Genomic DNA, 18,041 nt, shown 5'->3' with positions numbered 1-18,041 from the left:
ACCATATTTCATAGGGCATTTGCCTCGCTGATGGGGAGAAGGATGACGCCCTGGACGTCGGTGTGTGAGTATGCCCAGTATTCATCGTGGCCCGGCACCGCATAGGAGAGGGTTGAACCGTCGTAGGACCCATCCCACGCGGCAACGACCGTCTTTCTGCGAGCAGCCTGCTTGAGAAGACGAAGGGGGTCGAGAGAGAGTTCAGGGGCAAACAGGAGTTCGATATTGTCGCACAGGACGACATCTCCCTCTGCGCTCTCGACCGCATCCCGAAACTCATGTTGAACGGCGTCTGACCGTTCTGCAGGTGAATATTCGATCATTCGTCGGCTCACCAGAGAACCGATATTGAGATAGGAGTAACCATGCCGACCCGCCCATTTTCTCAGTAATGCCGTCTTACCGGTTCCTGATCGACCTACAACAATACTCAGGCCGATCTTTTTCTCATTGGGAACGGAAGAAAGCCCAGATGACATAGGAGATGATAAGGTAATCCTGTTAATAAACCATCGTAGTTGAAGAGTCAAAATCTCCGATCTATCTTTAAATGGCCCTAAATTCAAAAAGAAAGTTTTTTTAATCAAACTTACCGCAACCCCCACCGAACGCGAGCAAACATAATGTGGCCCCATGCCACCCGGGTGATCGATCCTTTAATCCCAAAACTGCCGGCATTTGTTTACAGGATTCTGGGAAACGGAGCGCGTATCCTCCTCATAACTGGAAGATGACCGGTCTGCATCATGGAGCATTCGTGCCGGGGGTTCTCCCGGATCCTGTAGGCCCTGAGGGAACATTCATGCGCGGCCCTGCGGTCCAGATCCTCTACAGGGAGAATCCAGAAACCGGATAGGGTTCGTGGTTAGAGAAGAGAAATGCATGAACCCCGGCAACCCGGGGTGAACGTATCAGTGCGGCCGACCCGTTGCCTTCTCCCTCACGAGATCGCAACCTCCGGAAGTTCCTCCGCCTCCGGCAGCCCGGCCACGTCTCGGGAAAGCCTGATGTGTCGAGAGTATGCCCTGCAAGATAACGGACATTTATCGGACATATCGGACACCTTCTGTTTTTGGGGTGTCCGACATCTGACGCGGAGGGGGTTCTCTGTTTCGTCGAGGAGTGAAACACCACAAGAACCCCGCAGCCTCGCGGTGCCCATGCTCCCCGCCCTGCAGCCAGTCGCATGCCGGTAGTCGCTAATCGCACCTAACGGCGCTCAAACTTCTTCCCTGTTGGGGAAGTCGTTACTCGAAAACACCTCGCATCTTCTCGAACCCCGGTTCTACGAACCGTCGTTCACCGCACCCCCGCCCTCGCGTTCCCCTCCCGCACCAGCCGGGCGTAACACCCTTCACAGAGGCTCGTCTGCGCCTCCTGCGAGCGATAGACCGCTTTTCCCGTATCGCAGAGATCGCACCGGCCGAGCTCGACCTTCACCCGGAGAAACTCCCGGTGGTCGAGGACCCCCGAGAGGGGCTCTTGCGGCACGGACCCTCGCCTTACACTTCCTTTCAGCGTATTACAGCCGGCGATGCCAGCCGGAGGGCGGCTAAACGGCGTTTGATTGAGGTTTCCGCCCCGTGACGCCAGTATCCCGGGATCGGTTCCGGCATTCTGGGTTTCACACACACACGCACACTCACTCACCCAGGAACCGGTACCGGGGACTGTGTGTATGTTCTGCTGTACTTCATTACTGAGAGGGAGATGCCTCTCTCTGTCTGTACAAACATCGGCCAATTCAACGTCGTTTTGAACCGCTTGATCGTTGCACCCGGTGCTGGAACCCTGCGGTAAACCTGCTGCAACCCTGCAACCTTCAGTGCTCCCGCTCCGGTCTGGTGGCCGGCCCGGGTTACCGGGACCACCATCCCGGTCCCCATCCAGCCAGACCCCGCCGCCATGGGCCCAGCGCCGGTAGACAGCGCCGTCGAAGGAGAAGAGGTGCTCCCGCCGCCGCACCGCGTACCCTTCCACATCCCCCGAGACCATCGTATCGAAGAAACTGACCGCCGGGCACTTCTCCAGGAGACCGGAGTAGGCCGTCCCCCGGCTCGTGTAGCCGTGGAGGATACGGTAGGTCTGGTGATACGAGAGCCCGAGCGCCTCCTGGAGCATCTTGATCGTGAACTGCTCCCAGCCCATCGTTGCCACCGTCGCAAGCGCTGCGGCCTCGTTCTTCGTCATCTTCGTCTCCTGCCCCCCGGTCTCGCCGTTGATCGCCGCATAAACCCGGGCAGCCGCCGCGAAATCGTCCAGGTTTGCCCTGATGCCGCCGTCGTACGCCTCTCTCTGGAAGCGGTGGATGAGGGCGGAGGCCTTGATCAGGTCAAAGAGGATGCCCGGGTTGCGACGGTTCGTGGTCGCTGAGAACTGCACCCTCCGGGCATAGGGGATGGAGACGTGGAGGCGCTTCTCTCTGAGGAGCCGCCAGATCGCCCGGCAGACCACGATATCGGGGTCCTCTCCGTCGCTATGGTCCTCACTTGTCTCCCGCTCCTTCATGTACTGGAGCACCCGCTCGTCCTGTTCGAGGGAATCATCGATCCAGACCGTGAGCATCCGGTTCGCCACCTGATCATCGCCGGCATCCTCGACCTTCGCGAGCCACCAGATACATCGCTCCGGGATGCGGCAGATCTGGAGTTTCCGGTCGGTGGTCACCGTCTGGTGCTCGATGCTCACCCGGAAGTTCGCGGTTGCGGCCTTGAGGACCTCCTGCAGGTCGTCGGAGAGCGAGACATCATCAAAGAGGAAGACGGTTCCGGGTTGCAGGCTGCCGTTGTAGTAGAGCGCCTTATCCGAGACCGTGCCGGCGAGGCGGTACTCCTCCGGGACCTGCTGGAGCATGGTGGTGCAGGCGTGGCTCTTCCCCTTCCCGGAGTTGCCGGAGATGGCGACATGAAGGCCGTTCGTGTTCTCGACCGACTGGGACGCAAGAGACATCACAAGACATTCCGCGACAGTCCGGTCCCCGACATGGCTCTTGTTGAAGGTGTCGAGAAGGAACGCGAGCGGGTCGCCGGTCTGAAGGATCGCTATTGCCCGGCGGCGATGCCCATCATCCACCGGTGCCGGAGCCGGAACCGGGGGAGGGGTGGGTGCCGCCTCCTTCTCCTCCGTCGTCCGCTTCTTCTCGTAGATCCCTCGAAGCTCCGGCCACCGCTGCGCCCCTCCGCCGCAACTTGCGTGGTGGCAGCCGGCAAAGATGGCGCCGTTTGCAAACTGGATGGCAAACGCACCGTCTTTATGCGCTCCCGAGAACGGGCACTCCGCGAGGATGTAGAGGGTCCCGCCCTGGTAAGGCCGTGTGCTCCGGACGGCGATACCGTGATCGAGGAGCCAGGCGGCAAGGTCGATCCTTCGAGAACCCTTCTTCGGCTGTGATGGTTCTTCCCGGGGGAGGAGCCCGGCGAGGTACTGGAGCCGATCTATCGGGACGATCTCGATCTCTTCTGGGACCTTGAGGACCTTCGCCCGCCGGTGGGGGCGCTCCTCTGTTGAGTCGCCCTTTCTTGAGAGCGTCCCGTAGAGCTTCCAGATCCGGGCGGCGTTATAGTTCGCGGTATCGACGGTGATCACATCATTTGAGAAGAGGGCATCGAGGGTTGCGAGCGCCCCCTTCACGAGCGATGTGGCTACCTCGTCGTTCGGGAGATCGATCCGGTATAACAGGTGGGCGCCATTGCCCGAATCCGCCCGGATGGGTGCGGGGAACCCCTGCTCCGCGAGGTAGGCCGCGATCCGCTCCGCTGCATTGAGTGCCGCATCGTGCTCCTCATCCGTCGACGAGACCCCGCTCGGCCGCACCGGGTCGATGTCGATTGGGAACCAGCGCCGGCGGATGATGTCGGCATCAGCGGTCGTCGCATCCTTCCGCGAGAGGCGCATCTTGATCCGGTTCGCCCGCCGGGCGAGGAGGGCGGGGTTCGGGGTGTTTAAGGTGACGTAGATCCCGGCGACCGAGGGATCGGCGTCGAGGGCCTCTACGGCCCGGGCGAGGCGCTCGTAATCGTCGAAGTAGCCGGAGTGCGTCACGCCGTCGGCGAGCGCCCGGACCTCGACCACGCTGCCGGGGGCGAGGATCTCTGCTGTCTGGAGGATCTCGCTCATACCTCCACCTCCGAAAAGAGGGGGGCGCTTGTCGCCTCTCCGCAGGCGACCCGCCGGAGGGAGGCGAGCGGGACGGTCCAGGCACCCTCCCGGGTCCGGATCACCACCGCTTTCCCCGCGGCGTTTAGCGCCGCATATCCCTCGATCGTCACCTCCCCCGTGATGGTGCCGCTTGCCCGCCGCACCCGCTCCCGGACGACCGGGGCCGGCCGGCCAAAGAAGATGAGCGCCCGGACATCAGCGGGCGATATCCGGCAGCGTTCCCCCTCGACATGGACGATGAGCCCGCCGGCCGATGTGCCGGCAAGGGTGCCTGGCTCAGGCATCATGGGCGCCCCCGCTCGACTTCGACGGCGTAGTGGTGGTTCCTGGTCCTCCGTACATGGATCTCCCGCACAGCCCTTCCATACCGCCGGATTACATCCGCCACCGCCCGCGGGATGAGGAAGAGCGGGACAGTGCTGGCGCGTTCTTCCTCAGTAGATGGTCTTATCACTCTGGGCGGAGAAGTGTTATCGGCAGTCCCGTGTGAATCGATATTGGCGTACGTTTCATCCCGTGGGCTGCCATCTTTCCTGTCTATGCTTTGCATTCTGTTCCCTCACCGTGTGATGCTATCAATCTGACTTTATCTTCAGCAAACAACTTCTCCCGGGCGATCTTTGCCATCGCGCCCGGGATATGGTCAGGTAATTCCTGGGTGATCTCTTCCATGCCGCTTTCCTGTGCTGAGATGCCGTCGTTTTGGCATTAAGCGCCGGCGCCTCTCGCATAAAAATAGATAGATATGAGATGATATAAGCAAGAACCGCGCGGAGTGTGAGTGAAAATCTGTTAGTTGCTGTGCCCCGGGAGATAGCCTTCGGCAACCCATGTTGTGTTGCATAAATATTCAGGTGCATGGAGGGGGAGTCGCAAACCGCACGCGGGGTGAACTTTCGGAAATCCCCGGGAGCCGGCCGGGCATCCCCGCCCATGAAGAGCCTCACTCTCAAAACTGTCGTGGATCCAGCCCCCATGCCGCCGGTGGAGTTTGACGACGTACGGCTGATGTCGTTCCTCTCCCTGCAACGGGGAGGAACGGATGGTGTTATTAGCGCAGACGATAGAGATGCTGGTATCGAATGTGGTTCGTTCGACAACCCGGAGTGATGATGGCGTTCGGTGAGACCCTGAGGTCTCATGCCGGCCTTCTGCTCCTCAGTCCGGGCGGATGGAAGTAACCTTTCACCCTCCTGGAATAAAAGGGAAGAGCGTTCCCCATGTACGTGGGGATGAACCATAGTCATCCTCGACCGCGACCGCATGCACGGTGCGTTCCCCATGTACGTGGGGATGAATCGACCTCGTCCTTACCAGGGACGTGCTCTACCGAGTGTTCCCCATCCCTGTGGGGACAGACCGGACCCGGAATTCCCCCCGCCGGCCGGCGCCCGCCCTCCCGCTACCGGATGACCCCCCGGCGCCATCGTCGCATCGGTCCGGCTCCCGGCGCATATTACAGGAGAGGGTACAGGTAAACGGATAAGGGTTCCCATCCCTCCCTCACTCCTCCCCGCCCTGGATCTCCCGGTAGTACCGGCAGAGGTCCGCGACGACACACCGCTCGTGCTTCGGGTTCTCGGCCGTGCAGACAGCACGCCCGTGGCGGATCAGGAGGTAGTTGATGTCCCGCCAGACCTCTCGCGGGAAGAGGGCCATGAGGTCGCGCTCGATGATATCGGGGTTCGTGCTCCCGGTGAACCCTATCCTCTTTGAGACCCGGCGAACGTGAGTGTCGACGGCGATACCGACGTTGACCCCGAACGCGTGGGAGAGGACGATGTTCGCGGTCTTCCTCCCCACCCCCGGGAGCGACCGGAGTTCCTCCATCGTCCGCGGGACCTCCCCGCCGAAGTCGGCGACAAGCCTCCTCGCCGTCTCGACGATATAACGGGACTTCGCGCGGTGGAACCCGATGCTCCTGATGAGCGGCTCCACCTCCTCGGGCTCCGCGCGGGCAAGCGCCTCCGGCGTCGGGTAACGGGAAAAGAGGGCGTCACGGACGGCGTTGACGGCGCGGTCCGTCGTCTGCGCGGAGAGGATCGTGAGGACCAGCGCCTCAAAAGGGTTTTTGAAGTCGATGAAATGACGTCTGCCGCCGACGACGGGGTACTCGGCAAGAAGACGGCGGTACGCCTCGCAGGCAGTCTCGCGGTTCATACGGATGGGGCAGGGCAGATTCGAACTGCCGTCAAAGCGTCCCAAACGCTCTAGGATGGACCAGGCTACCCTACTGCCCCGTACCACTATACGTTAGAGAAGCAGGCAAAAATAGTTACCGATAGAAGGATCAGGCTGGCAGGGGGTTTACGTGCTCTTCGCTCACGATGGTGCCGACAAAAGTCCCCTCCACGATCGCCCGGTAGAGGTTCTCCGGGTCGCGGCCGTCAAGCACCAGGAGCGGGATCCCGGACCGTTCGACGACCTTCCCGGCCACGATGTCAAGCACATTGTTCGCACCCGCATCCATCCTGCTCCCGGTGATGATATCGAGGAGCTCCTGCGGCGTGAGGCGCTCATACCTCACCGCGGCGGCGTCCTTCTTCGGGTCGGCGCTGTAGATCCCGTTGACCGACGTGGCGTTGATGAGGAGGTCGGCGCCGACGCTCTCGGCGAGGACCGCAGATACCGCGTCGGTCGTCTGCGCGGGGGTGATGCCGCCCATGACGACGATCTTTCCCGTCTGTGCGAACTCCCGCGCCTCCGTGTAGTTCTCGGCAACGCGCGGGTAGGCCGCATCCCCGAGTCCGGCCACCAGGAGACGCGCGTTCAGCCGGGTCACCAGGATCCCGAGTTCATCGGCCGTCGCCTCACCGGCACCGAGCTCGCGGGCAACCTGGATGTACCGGCGCGCCTCCCCACCGCCGCCGACGACGATAAAAATCCCGCATTTCCCGGCGAGCCTGGAGAGGACAGAGACGTAGCGGCTTATATTGTTCGATTCAAGCGAAGGGACCAGAACCGAGCCGCCCAGAGATATCACAATCTTCTTCATTTCACCCTACTATTATCCCTGATACCGCTCATATACCTGTCGTGAACAGGCTGCACTGCCCCGTATGCAACGCAACAGAGGTCTGGGAGATCGCAGGAGGCTGTACCGGCAAGATCTACCGGTGCAAGCGTTGCGGGTATCGCGGAGCGCTCATCATCGAGTACGACGATGAGGAGCGCGACAAGCGGTAGCCCGGCACCGCAGTGATTAATACCATGCGCCCCCTCATCCTCATGCGGTGGCCATATGCACGAGGCGCGACTCTACCGGAAACTCGAGGAGAACACCGTCCGCTGTTCGCTCTGTTCCCACCGGTGCACCATACGGGACGGCAAACAGGGAGTCTGCGGCGTTCGCATCAACCGCGGCGGCACGCTTTACGCCGCCACCTTCGGCAAAATCATCGCCGAAGCGGTCGACCCCATCGAGAAGAAACCACTCTACCACTTCCTGCCCGGAACGCTCTCCTACTCCCTCGGGACCATCGGGTGCAACTTCCACTGCGAGCACTGCCAGAACTGGCACATCTCCCAGCAGACGCTGGAGATGGAGGCGCTCCGGGACCTCGCCCCGGAGCAGGGCGTGGAACGGGCGATCAGGTCGGGCTGTGCGAGCATCGCCTGGACCTACAACGAACCCACCATCTGGCACGAGTACCCGCTTGCGATGGGGACGCTGGCGCGCGAAAAAGGCCTCGGGACCGTCTACGTCACGAACGGCTATATTACAGAAGTTGGGCTCCGCGAGCTCTCACCCATGCTCAACGCCTTCCGCGTCGACATCAAATCGTTCTCCGACACCTTCTACCGGAAGGTCTGCGGGGGGCGGCTGCAGCCGGTCCTCGACGCGACGGCGCTTGCAAAGGAGCTCGGGATGCACGTCGAGACGGTCACGCTGGTCATCCCGGGGCAGAACGACTCGATGGACGAGATGGAGACACTCATCCGGTGGGTGCTCGACACCCTCGGGCCGGACACCCCGATGCACTTCACCCGGTTCCACCCCGACTACAGGATGCTGGAGGTGAGACCGACTGCGATCAGGACACTTGAGAAGATCTACGAGCGTGCAAAAGAACTCGGGCTCCACTACCCGTACCTCGGCAACGTCGGGGGCCACCCCTACGAGAGCACCTACTGCCCCACCTGCGGCAGCCTTGCCATCGAGCGGTCGGGCTACGCGGTCAGGATACGGGGGCTCGATGATCATACCTGCACGGAGTGCGGCGGGCGCATCGAGTATGTCTCGAAGATCGACTGAACAGCGGAGGTTCCTCGCCGACCGGATGCTCGGGACGCTCACCCGCTACCTCCGGTTCATGGGCTACGACACGATGAGCGCAAACAGCCTCGCCCCGGGCAGGACCCGGGAGGACACACTCCTCCTCGAGATCGCCGCACAGGACAACCGGGTCCTCCTGACCCGGGACCGTGAACTTGCACGGCGGGGCGGTGCACAGGCAGTCTACATCGCATCCGAAGAGATCATGGACCAGATCCGGCAGGTCGCCGCCCTCGGGCTCATCGAACCCCGGATCCGGATGAGCCGCTGCTCGATCTGCAATACGCGCCTGCGACCCGCCACCGCTCGTGAGGTCCGGGAGGCGCACTACGCACCGCGATCAGACCGGGGGAGGGAGTTCTCGTGGTGCCCCGTCTGCCGGAAACTCTACTGGATGGGCTCGCACGGTGATCGCATCGAGGAACGCCTGAAAGAATCCCTCTCTTCCTGACCCGGCACCCGGCATATCCCAAACCGGACCGCGAAAACGCCCCGTATCAGGCAATTTTCAAAAAAACCAAAAATATATCAACTTTGAGCGGGTATGTAGCGCGGCGGCCCGGGGTCGGCCGACCCCGCATCACCACCCGGATGCCGGCGGGGGCATCCGGTCCGGGAAGAAAACGGTCTCGGCCGCCCGGTCCTGAATTCCGGACCTCGTGCACGGATCGGCGAGGTCCGGGCAATCTACGAAGAGGAAAACTATGGAACACCTGAAAATAGCATTTTTTTGCTGGGAATCACTGTACGCAGAGAAGGTCGGCGGGCTCGCGAACGCGGCGACCAATCTCGCCGAGACGCTGGCACAGCGCCACGAAGTTCATTTCTTCACCCGGGGAGAGGGAAGAGACGCGGAGATCAACGGTGTCCGGTACCACTACTGCCAGCCGGCGGGAGAGGACATCGTCCGGTACTGTTCCGATATGAGCAGGAAGATGATCGACCGGTTTGGCGAGTTCGATACACCGTCGTTCGATCTTCTGCACTTTCACGACTGGCACGTGGTCGAGGCGCTCAACAGGCTCCGGGAGCGAGAGACCGTCTTCACCTACCACTCGACGGAGTTCGGAAGGAGCGGGAACAGGTACAGCGAAAGATGGCCGTTTCCCGAGATCTCCGGGATAGAGCGCCGTGGCGGTTCGATTGCAAAACGCGTGACGGCGGTCTCCTCGACCCTCCGCCGGGAGGCCATGAACCTCTACAACATACCGGACGAAAAGATCGACGTCGTCCATAACGGCATCGTCCCCGGCCTCTACCAGGCGGACGTCGATCCGGAGGCGGTGAAACGGCGCTACGGCTTTGACCCCGACGCCCCGCTGATCCTCTTCGTCGGGAGGCTTGCATGGCAGAAAGGCCCCGATATGCTCGTGGATGCAGCTCCCCGCCTTCTCCGGGAGCACCCCGACGGCCAGTTTGTGTTTGTCGGCGACGGCCAGATGCGCCGGGGCCTCGAGGCCCGGGCCCGGTCGCTCCCCGTCCGTTTCCTCGGGCGGCTGGACGATGCCGACTACGTACCGCTCCTCAACGCAAGCGATATCGTTGCCATCCCGAGCAGAAACGAGCCGTTCGGCCTTGTGCTCCTCGAGGCGTGGAGCGCCGGGCGGTGCGTCGTCGCCTCCGACGTCGGCGGGCTTGCCGAGAACATCGAGCACGGAACCGACGGGGTCAAGGTGCGGCCGCATCCGGACTCGATCGCCGAAGGGCTCTCTCTTGCGGCGGACTCCCCGAAGCGATCGCTCTCGATGGGCCGGGAGGGGCTTGGCAAAGTGAAGAAAGAGTTTCCCTGGAGCCGCGTTGCAGAGCGGATGGAGGACTCGTACCGAAAGGCCGCAAAGCACGAGACGCTCCTCTGCTGACCGCCCCCTCATGGCAGCATGACGGCTGTAAGGTGCTCCATCAGGCGGAACGGGTCCGACGTGACGACGGGCGTCCCCGCGTAGAGCTCCATCCCCCCGATGTCCGACGTCCGGGAGTGAAGGTCGCCCCGGTCAACCACCCACGCGGCGTAATAGCCCTCTTCCCCGAGCGGCGGCATGTACACCGCCGCGTTATAACTCTGCACCCCGATGTTGCGGTAACACTCAAGCACTTTTGCGAGAGCCGGGGCGAGATCGTGCGGCGACTCCGTGAGGATCGCGACTTCGTGCTCTTTCCTCGGGGTGAGGTGCGCCATGATCCGGGCGCCCCGGTAGACGAGCCCGAGACCGATGGCGACGTGGGCCGAGAAGAGGTCGTCGTAATACTCGCTCCCGTAGCGGCACCGGTACTCCTCCCTGACCCGCTCGATCCGTGCCGGGGCGGCATAGGGGCGGTGGGTGAGCAGGATCTGGGCATGGTTGTGCACGATGCTCGCGCCCGCCCGCCAGAGGAAGTTCCAGACAAGGAAAGGGTAGACTGCCCGGGGATCGGCGCGGTGCGCCTCCTGGCACCACCGGACCGCCACGCTGACCATATCGGCCACCTGCGGTTCCGTGATGATGGAGGGGTTCTTCTCCTTCGCGATGATGACGGCGTGGAGGTAATCGTATTTCGCTATGTTGCTTGCCGTGATCCAGTGGTCGCCGTCGATCCGCCCGAACGTGTCGGCCGGCGTCTCCTCGAGGGGGTTGGCAAACGGCCCTCCCTCTGCAAGCGCCCGCAGGTCCCGCGTCTCCTCGGCGCGGGGCGTCAGCACCGGGCGGCGTGCCCGGACAGAGTTGAAGAGCGTGCTCTCGCCGGTCTGGTTATTGGTCACCCGGACGATCTGTTGCGCCTCGATATCCCCGTACTTCTCGCGCACCCACGCCCGCATGGTATCCGGGAAGACCAGGTGTCCGGGTTCGACGTACCAGGAGTAGATCCGGGAGACGAGCTCGTCCATACCCGGCGCGAGTTCCTGCACAACGCCCGGCAGCCGGGTGATATCAAGTGTTACCTCTAACATAGCCCTGGTCTGAGAGGTTGTTACCATATAATTCTTAGCCAGACCGGTGCGGGGGTGTGCGGGGGAGCATCGCCGGCAGGACCGGACGGGCGCCGATCGTAGCGCAGCCCGCCGCCGGGACGCGGGATGGAAGATTTATTCGGTACGGATAGAAAATATACTCTGATTTCAGAGATAACCGCCCGGACAGGGCGTTCCGGCTGAGCATTCCAGGGATACGGCGACATGGCATTCTTTGACAGGTTTCGGGCGAACGTCGAGAGGTTACAGCAGGAGAGAGACTATGCCGGTCTTGCCGGGGTCCTGGACGCTGAAGACCCCGGCACCCGTGCCGATGCGGCGCGGGCGCTCGCTGTCCTCGGGGTCCCCGCCATCCCGGACCTTCTCGTGGCGCTTGAGAACGCCGGCCCCGCATCACGCACCCGGATGACGGAGGCCCTTGTTTCGACCGGCACTCCCGCCATCCCCCTGCTGCTTGCCGTGATCCTCCGGGCAAGCCCTGCCCTGCAGGCATCCATCGCCCGGGCAGTCGCCGGGACGGGCAACGGGATGGTTGAAGCGCTGATCCCTGCACTGCACCACGAGCAGCCGGCGATCCGGCGCGCCGCCGTGATTGCTCTCCGGGAGACAGGGAAAAAGTCTATCCCGCACCTTGCGGGAATGCTCCACGATAAAAGCCCCCCGGTCAGGAAAGAGGCCGCGGACGCGCTTGCCGCGCTGCGGTGGGCGCCCGACGACCCCGGTGAGAAGGTATGGTTCTGCTACCTCCGGGAAGACTGGGGAGAACTTGCAAAACTCCAGGGCGCAGCCGTCCCGGTCCTCCTCAAGGCTCTCGGCAGCAAAGAGGCCCGGGTACGGTGCGATGCGGCGCGGACGCTCGGGAAGATCCGCGACAGCCGGGCCATCCCGCCGCTCGTCAGGGCGGTGAAAGACCCGGATATGGACGTCCGCATACGCGCCGTCGAAGCGCTCGGGGAGATGGGGGACGACCGGGCGAAACCCCCGCTCGTCGAAGCGCTCAACGACCCCCACCACCGGGTGCGGATGGAGGCGGCGTGGGCGCTCAACCGGCTGGGATGGGTGCCGCAGAGCGACCTCGCGAGGGCGGAACACCTCGTTGCAGGCGAGCAGTGGAACGAACTTATCCGGATGGGGAGGGTGGCCATCCCGGCGCTCATCCGGGCGCTGGAGGTGGAGTATTCGGGGGTCCGCACCGGCGCAAGCGAAGCGTTGCGGCAACTGGGGCAGCCCGCGGAGAGCGCCCTGAACGCGGAGATCGCATCAAAGAACCCTGCACGGCAACAGCGGGCGCGAGCGGCCCTCGAGTACATCCGGCGGCGCCAGGAAGAGGCGTCCCGGACCCAGCCTGCACCAGCGGAATCCTCCCGGTACGAGCAGGAACTCAAAGAGGGGCTTGCCATCCAGCGGCGGTTCAGTAAGCAGTTCGGGCGCCCGGGGTATGCCCGCAGCGTGCCGGCTATAAACCCGCCGCCTAAAAAAGAAGAGGCTCCCGCCCCCGAAAGTCCGGAGAAACCCCCCGAGCAGGCCGGCGGAGAGCCAAAAAAAGCCGTAAGCCTTGAAGACCTCATCAAGGAGAGCCGGCAGGCGGAGGAGGCGTGGGCGCAGGTGAAGGCCCGGTTCAGGCGGGAGGCGTCAGCCCCGGCAGGACCGGTCCCGCTTGAGCAGCTCATCCCGCTCGAGTTTGAGGAGGCGATCGCCGGCACCGACAGCGCCGGGGAGGAGGAGGAGGGGGAACTCGTTCGCGAGGGGCCGGGGCCGCAGGAGCTGGAGATCCCGGAGATCCCCCAGAAGATGCCGGAGCCCGCGGTCGCAGAACCGGCCCCCGAGAAGACGCCGCTGGAACGGTGCCTCGAAGCCCTCAGGAGCGGCGACGAGAACATCAGGGCGGCGGCGGTCGCGGCGCTGCAGACGATGGGGGAGGAGGCGATCGGGTACCTCATCGAAGCGCTCAAAGACCCGTATTACGGGGTCCGCATCGCCGCCGCAGAGGCGCTCGGCGAGCTCAAGGATAAGGCTGCCGTCGACGCCCTGGTCCTGCTCTGCGCCGACGAAAGGGAAGACGTGCGGATTGCCGCTGCCCGCGCCCTCGGGTCTATCGGCGACCGCCGCTCAATCCCGCCGCTCATCCGCCTCTTCGGGGACAGGTACCACGGCGTCCGGGTCGCCGCCGCCGATGCCGTCACGGTCTTCGGGCGTGATGCGCTTGGGCCGCTTGAAGAGGCGCTCGACGATCCGGTGCCGGCCGTCCGGGTGACGGCGGCAAGGGCGATAGGGCTCATCGGCGCCGGCGAATCGGTCCCGGCCCTCATCGAGCACCTGGGAGACCCGGCGCCGGAAGTCCGGTGGAGCGTTGCCCGGGCCCTCGCCGAATTCGGCTCCCTGGCGGTTGAGCCGCTCTTTCTGGTGCTGAGGAAAGGGAGGAAGGAGATGCGCCTTGCGGCGATCGACGCCCTCTGGGAAGTGCCGGGCGAGCGGGCGGACGAAGCGCTGCTCTATGCGAGTGTTGATGAGGATGAAGACGTGAGGGCAAAAGCAGCGGCGGCTCTCCGGAAGCGGCAGGTGATAAACGTCTGGCGGATGGCGCTCGGCAGCCAGGTCCAGGCAGAAGAGAGCACCCCGGAGAAGAGGAGATCGGCCCGGTTCGAGGATAAACAGGCATTCGAACAGTCCGGCCGGCAGGAGATCGATACGCTCATCGTGGCGCTCAAGGATAAGGCCTGGAACGCGCAGCTTGGCGCCGCTACGCGCCTCATCATGATGGGGCGCCCCGCCGTGGACGGCCTCATCCGTGCGCTCAGGGACGAGAACCCCGACGTCCAGACCGCTGCCGCCAGTCTCCTCGGGGAGATGCGCGAGACCGCGGTCGCTCCGCTCATGGACGCCCTGAGCGACACCGACCGGTTCGTCCGGCTCGTTGCCGCCCGCAACCTCGGTAAGATCGGGAACAAACGAGCCATCGAAGCCCTGATCGGCTCCCTGCACCGGGAGCCCGACAGCGAGGTCAGGGCGACTGTGGCGGAGGCGCTCGGCTACATGGGGAGCAGGCAGGCGATAGAACCGCTGGCCCTGGCACTGCGGGACAGGGACGAGGCGGTCAAGATCGCCGCCGCCCGGTCGCTCGGCTACATGGGGGACAACCGTGCCCTTGAACCGTTGATCCTGGCGCTCAGCGACGTGGACGACCGGGTCCGGCATGCCGCGCTCGAGGCCCTGAAGGACCCCGGGGACGCGGTGCGGGGCCGCCTGGTCGACGCGCTCCGCTCGGGGGACGAGAAGTTCCGGGCGGGGGCTGCCGAAGCGCTCTCCGCGAGCGGCTGGGTGCCGGAGAACGGCGGAGAAGAGGCGCTCTACCTCATGGCCCGGGACCGGTGGGCCGAGGTGGAGAGGATCGGCGCCGATGCGCTGCCGGCAGTTGCAGAGGCACTCTCCGACCCGTCCATCGAGGTCCGGACAAACGCCGCCAGGACCATCGCCCGGATAGGAGGAGATGCGGCTATCGCTCCCCTCATCCGGGCGCTCGAAGACGATGCCCTCGCGGTCAGGAAGAGGGCTGAACAAGCCCTGGTTGACATGGGGGATGCGGTCCTTCCCGCACTCACCCTGGCGGCCGAGGAGGGGCGGCCGGAGGCCCGGGAGGAACTCCGGCGGATCATCGACGAGATACGCCGGAAGGGGCCGTGAGCGGAGGCCCTACTCCGGTATCCGCCCGGCTGCCTTCCAGTAATCGTACTCGTGGTGCCAGCGGTCCTTGTTCGCCATGACCAGGGCACGCATCCTCTCAAGCATCTCGGCGTGGAGTTTCTCCTGCTCCGGGTAGGTCTCTTTCTTCGCGATGGCCTGGACAAGTCTCCTGCCGAGTTCGTAGGCCCTCCCCTCCGCAGGCACGATCGCCTCCGGGTCTCCCCCAAGGACCACGCCGACACCGCCGACGGTGTTCGCGCCCAGGGTCTGGAGGACGCCGTTTAAGTAGGCTACGACCTCATCGGCCCCGGAACCGCCCGCCGTGGCGACGGCGCACCCGTACTTCCCGATGAACATCTGGCAGTGGATGGCGTCGGCCATCCGGTCAAGCAGGGTCTTGATCTGGGCGGTGACGGAGTTGATGTAGTTCGGCGAACCGAACACGATCCCGTCGCTCTCGAGCATCTTCTCGTACAGGGCGGCAAAATCGTCCTCCTTGACGCATTCTCCCCGCTCGTAGCAGACCGTGCACCCGTTGCAGTACTCGATCTGGAGTTTGCAGACATCCACGACCTCGACATCGGCCCCGGCACTCCGGGCGCCGTCGAGGACCGCCTGCACAAGCCGGAGGGTCTGGCTCCGTGAACCGCGGGGACTCCCGTTAATTGCAAGTATCTTCATCTTCATCTCTCCTTTGCCCGTGAGATCACGGGATATCGTGCATGACCGTGATCTCAGCGCGATACTGCCGGTCACAGTCGCCCGGGAGCGGATTCGCTGTGAACATCTTCGTCTCGCCCGCCTGGAACCGGGGGATGAGGATGGTCTCGGTCGACCGGATCATGTCGTCTGCGTCATCGATGAGCATGAAGCGGATGACGACATTTCTCCCGGGCGCATCACCGGTGTTGGTCACCGTCCCCTTCACGATCCAGTAACAGGACATATCGGAGCGGAAATGCTTCTCCGGTGCGGTGACGGCGGCTGAGAACGACGGCCGAGGTCCGGGGGGCGACCAGGTGGTGTACGCGGGCGCTGTCGCCTCTGTCTCCTCCGGCACCGGGGCCGGCGCCCCGGGGACCCCCGGTGTCCCTGTACAGCCTGCCGTGACAGCAGAGCCGATGAGGCAGGTGAGGAGCAGGAGACATACAAAGCTCTTCTTCAGAGATCATCACCCTCCTGCATGATGGTTCATCGACCGGAGGCCTATATAACAGATGCGCAAGCGCGTCCGGGGCCGGGAGACGCGGTCAGGCCGGTGCGTCGTAATCCCGGGTTACCGGCCGCCCGGCGGGGGAACGATTTATATCTTCCAGGAGTAAGGGACCAGGGGAGTCTTGATGAGCGGGGATATCGTGGAACCCACCGGGACCGTGAAGGTCTGCAACGCCGTAACCAGAAAGGTAGAGGAGGTCGCGAGAGTCGTCAAACCCGACGAGGAGTGGCGGCGGCAGCTTTCGCCCGAAGAGTTCTCCGTTGCCCGGCAGGGGGGCACGGAGCCGGCCTTCACGGGAAGATACGCGGATTGCAGGGAGGACGGCCTGTATGTCTGCGTCTGCTGCGGCAACCACCTCTTCTCCTCGAAGGCGAAGTTCGAGTCGGGCACGGGTTGGCCGAGTTTCTACAAACCGGTATCGGACCTGAACATAAGAACAGAGGTTGACACCCGGTTCTTCATGACCCGGACCGAGGTGCTCTGCAGGCGGTGCGACGCCCACCTGGGCCACGTCTTTGACGACGGGCCGCCGCCGACCTATGAGCGCTACTGCATGAACTCAGCGTCGCTCCGGTTCGTGCGGCAAAAAGACCTGTAGGGCCGGTGCGGGAGAACCCGGCGGCAGGGCGGCGCCCCGGGGTTCACCGTGAGGGCGCTCAGCCGAGGAGCCAGACCGGGCTCTCTTTGCCAACGCTGACCTTGAGATAGGCGCGGGACGGGTCAAGGTCCTCCGGCACCTCGAAGAAGAGGTACCCGGCCAGTGACTCACCCCGGCCGAGAGCAGCCCTGGAGTACGACCCCCCCTTGTTGGTCGGGCCGGGTGATGTAAGCGGACGGTAGGTCTCAGCGTCGTAGTGGAGGACGAAAGCGCTCTCCGCAGGGGTCTGGATACGGGTGTTCACGCCGTCCCCCTTATGGCCGAGGTGCGTCACCTTAACGGCGACCAGGAGAAAGAACTTCCCGGGCGCTGCATCACGCTGCGCCGGTTTCGTGCCGGTGGTCTGGAACGCGCGCGACCAGGTCACCGGGCCGGCGACCAGCGAGGCGGAGTTCTCCCCGCGGGCATCTTCGTAGCAGAACCGTTCGCCGACCTGCAGGGCGTCGGGGAACAGGGGAGCGGGCTCCTCACCGGGACTCATGAGCAGCGGGAGAGCGTCAGAGTCCGCGGCAAGAGGGCGATTGCAGTCATTGAGGGCGCTGGAGAGGTATTCGGTCCCGAGAGCGAGGCGGCCCAGCACGTCCTCCGTCACGCTCCGGTTCAGGGGGATGTTCCCGCCGACCAGGGTTCCGGCCGCGGCGAACTCGTCGAGCGCAGCGATGAAGTGCGCGTATGCGGGCTCCATACCGAAAGAGACCTCGAGGGCGGCAGCCTCGGCACGGTAGCCGTCCGTAAGGGAAGAGATATCGGCTGCCCGGCTCCGGAGCGCTGCGTCGTCGCGGGTATAGAGGGAGCAGATCTGCTCCACGGAGGCCCCGAGGAGCGGTATACCGGCCCCGGCAATCAACGACTCCAGCTTCTCGTCGTCGCTCACCGGTTCGGGGAGAAGAACAGTTTCGTCCTCCGGAGCAGGGCCGGAAGAGGATGCGTTCCCGGGAAGATCGGCCTCCTCCGCCGGCGGAGAGGGGACGACCGTCGCGCATGCCCCGGGAACGAGGAGGACCGCCGAGAGGATCACCCCGATAAAACCGGCGGCAAGCAGTATCTTTGTATGAGAGCCCCTCAGTGCCACAGGTTAGCGTATTGCGCCCAGAACGGATATTCG

16 protein-coding genes and 1 tRNA gene are annotated in these 18,041 nt (G+C 63.9%); 6 read left to right on the top strand and 11 right to left on the bottom strand.

Annotated features, from left to right (window positions below; all coding sequences use genetic code 11):
• Positions 1–8 precede the first annotated feature (8 nt).
• The 7 genes from brxF to pyrH form a co-directional block, all read right to left on the bottom strand.
• A complete protein-coding gene (gene brxF, locus QZ408_RS00570; RefSeq protein ID WP_292488782.1) occupies positions 9–479 on the bottom strand; it encodes a BREX-3 system P-loop-containing protein BrxF in 471 nt (156 codons plus the stop codon).
• An 820-nt stretch (positions 480–1,299) separates the two neighbouring features.
• Positions 1,300–4,116, bottom strand: coding sequence for a hypothetical protein (locus QZ408_RS00565; RefSeq protein ID WP_292488781.1), 2,817 nt, complete (start codon positions 4,114–4,116; stop codon positions 1,300–1,302).
• Positions 4,113–4,445, bottom strand: coding sequence for a hypothetical protein (locus QZ408_RS00560; RefSeq protein WP_292488779.1), 333 nt, complete (start codon positions 4,443–4,445; stop codon positions 4,113–4,115). Before QZ408_RS00560 ends, QZ408_RS00565 begins: the two co-directional genes overlap by 4 nt.
• Positions 4,446–4,695: 250 nt before the next feature.
• Positions 4,696–4,830: a hypothetical protein gene (locus QZ408_RS00555; RefSeq protein WP_292488777.1), complete on the bottom strand. Its 135-nt coding sequence runs from the start codon at positions 4,828–4,830 to the stop codon at positions 4,696–4,698.
• 831 nt (positions 4,831–5,661) lie between these two features.
• Entirely contained in the window at positions 5,662–6,318 is a 657-nt protein-coding gene (gene nth, locus QZ408_RS00550) for an endonuclease III (RefSeq protein ID WP_292488775.1), read from the bottom strand.
• Positions 6,319–6,323: 5 nt separating this feature from the next.
• Positions 6,324–6,398 (bottom strand) — tRNA-Pro (locus QZ408_RS00545).
• A 50-nt stretch (positions 6,399–6,448) separates the two neighbouring features.
• Positions 6,449–7,153, bottom strand: coding sequence for a UMP kinase (gene pyrH / locus QZ408_RS00540; protein WP_292488772.1), 705 nt, complete (start codon positions 7,151–7,153; stop codon positions 6,449–6,451).
• A gap of 41 nt (positions 7,154–7,194) precedes the next feature.
• Here pyrH and QZ408_RS00535 point away from each other — a divergent pair, with 41 nt between their 5' ends.
• From QZ408_RS00535 to QZ408_RS00520, 4 genes are all read left to right on the top strand, one after another.
• Positions 7,195–7,344, top strand: a complete 150-nt coding sequence (locus QZ408_RS00535; RefSeq protein WP_292488770.1) for a hypothetical protein — start codon at positions 7,195–7,197, stop codon at positions 7,342–7,344.
• A gap of 55 nt (positions 7,345–7,399) precedes the next feature.
• Entirely contained in the window at positions 7,400–8,413 is a 1,014-nt protein-coding gene (gene amrS / locus QZ408_RS00530; RefSeq protein WP_292488768.1) for an AmmeMemoRadiSam system radical SAM enzyme, read from the top strand.
• Positions 8,394–8,885: a Mut7-C RNAse domain-containing protein gene (locus QZ408_RS00525; RefSeq protein WP_292488766.1), complete on the top strand. Its 492-nt coding sequence runs from the start codon at positions 8,394–8,396 to the stop codon at positions 8,883–8,885. The genes amrS and QZ408_RS00525 overlap by 20 nt, the downstream gene beginning before the upstream one ends.
• Positions 8,886–9,138: 253 nt before the next feature.
• A complete protein-coding gene (locus tag QZ408_RS00520; protein WP_292488765.1) occupies positions 9,139–10,293 on the top strand; it encodes a glycosyltransferase family 4 protein in 1,155 nt (384 codons plus the stop codon).
• A gap of 8 nt (positions 10,294–10,301) precedes the next feature.
• On the opposite strand, the gene QZ408_RS00515 is transcribed toward QZ408_RS00520, so the two are convergent.
• On the bottom strand, positions 10,302–11,360 hold the full coding sequence (locus QZ408_RS00515; RefSeq protein ID WP_292488763.1) for a hypothetical protein: 1,059 nt from the start codon (positions 11,358–11,360) through the stop codon (positions 10,302–10,304).
• Positions 11,361–11,585: 225 nt separating this feature from the next.
• On the opposite strand from QZ408_RS00515, the gene QZ408_RS00510 reads away from it, so the two are divergent.
• Positions 11,586–15,062, top strand: coding sequence for a HEAT repeat domain-containing protein (locus QZ408_RS00510; RefSeq protein WP_292488762.1), 3,477 nt, complete (start codon positions 11,586–11,588; stop codon positions 15,060–15,062).
• A 9-nt stretch (positions 15,063–15,071) separates the two neighbouring features.
• Here QZ408_RS00510 and QZ408_RS00505 read toward each other — a convergent pair whose 3' ends face one another.
• Together QZ408_RS00505 and QZ408_RS00500 are read right to left on the bottom strand one after the other, a co-directional pair.
• Positions 15,072–15,743 (bottom strand): flavodoxin family protein, encoded by a 672-nt coding sequence (locus QZ408_RS00505; protein ID WP_292488760.1) that lies wholly within the window; start codon positions 15,741–15,743, stop codon positions 15,072–15,074.
• 25 nt (positions 15,744–15,768) lie between these two features.
• Positions 15,769–16,122 carry an FxLYD domain-containing protein gene (locus QZ408_RS00500; RefSeq protein WP_292488758.1) on the bottom strand — a complete coding sequence of 118 codons (354 nt, stop codon included), beginning with the start codon at positions 16,120–16,122 and terminating at the stop codon, positions 15,769–15,771.
• 280 nt (positions 16,123–16,402) lie between these two features.
• Here QZ408_RS00500 and msrB point away from each other — a divergent pair, with 280 nt between their 5' ends.
• Positions 16,403–16,876, top strand: a complete 474-nt coding sequence (gene msrB, locus QZ408_RS00495; protein ID WP_292488756.1) for a peptide-methionine (R)-S-oxide reductase MsrB — start codon at positions 16,403–16,405, stop codon at positions 16,874–16,876.
• Positions 16,877–16,934: 58 nt separating this feature from the next.
• Here the strand turns inward: msrB and QZ408_RS00490 are convergent, their stop codons facing one another.
• Positions 16,935–18,008 (bottom strand): hypothetical protein, encoded by a 1,074-nt coding sequence (locus QZ408_RS00490; RefSeq protein WP_292488754.1) that lies wholly within the window; start codon positions 18,006–18,008, stop codon positions 16,935–16,937.
• Between the last annotated feature and the right edge of the window lie 33 nt (positions 18,009–18,041).

It is taken from the genome of Methanoculleus sp. 10, from assembly GCF_913757945.1.
In the GTDB taxonomy this organism is placed as follows: domain Archaea; phylum Halobacteriota; class Methanomicrobia; order Methanomicrobiales; family Methanoculleaceae; genus Methanoculleus.
This window is presented reverse-complemented; position numbering and strand designations above follow the sequence as displayed.

Excerpts from the sequence above, each read along its gene's own strand:
- nth (WP_292488775.1), bottom strand. The coding sequence starts at position 6,318 with ATGAACCGCGAGACTGCCTGCGAGGCGTACCGCCGTCTTCTTGCCGAG.
- QZ408_RS00525 (WP_292488766.1), top strand. The coding sequence starts at position 8,394 with ATGTCTCGAAGATCGACTGAACAGCGGAGGTTCCTCGCCGACCGGATG.
- QZ408_RS00520 (WP_292488765.1), top strand. The coding sequence starts at position 9,139 with ATGGAACACCTGAAAATAGCATTTTTTTGCTGGGAATCACTGTACGCA.
- QZ408_RS00560 (WP_292488779.1), bottom strand. The coding sequence starts at position 4,445 with ATGATGCCTGAGCCAGGCACCCTTGCCGGCACATCGGCCGGCGGGCTC.
- QZ408_RS00515 (WP_292488763.1), bottom strand. The coding sequence starts at position 11,360 with ATGTTAGAGGTAACACTTGATATCACCCGGCTGCCGGGCGTTGTGCAG.
- QZ408_RS00565 (WP_292488781.1), bottom strand. The coding sequence starts at position 4,116 with ATGAGCGAGATCCTCCAGACAGCAGAGATCCTCGCCCCCGGCAGCGTG.
- QZ408_RS00555 (WP_292488777.1), bottom strand. The coding sequence starts at position 4,830 with ATGGAAGAGATCACCCAGGAATTACCTGACCATATCCCGGGCGCGATG.
- QZ408_RS00505 (WP_292488760.1), bottom strand. The coding sequence starts at position 15,743 with ATGAAGATACTTGCAATTAACGGGAGTCCCCGCGGTTCACGGAGCCAG.
- brxF (WP_292488782.1), bottom strand. The coding sequence starts at position 479 with ATGTCATCTGGGCTTTCTTCCGTTCCCAATGAGAAAAAGATCGGCCTG.
- amrS (WP_292488768.1), top strand. The coding sequence starts at position 7,400 with ATGCACGAGGCGCGACTCTACCGGAAACTCGAGGAGAACACCGTCCGC.
- pyrH (WP_292488772.1), bottom strand. The coding sequence starts at position 7,153 with ATGAAGAAGATTGTGATATCTCTGGGCGGCTCGGTTCTGGTCCCTTCG.
- QZ408_RS00510 (WP_292488762.1), top strand. The coding sequence starts at position 11,586 with ATGGCATTCTTTGACAGGTTTCGGGCGAACGTCGAGAGGTTACAGCAG.
- msrB (WP_292488756.1), top strand. The coding sequence starts at position 16,403 with ATGAGCGGGGATATCGTGGAACCCACCGGGACCGTGAAGGTCTGCAAC.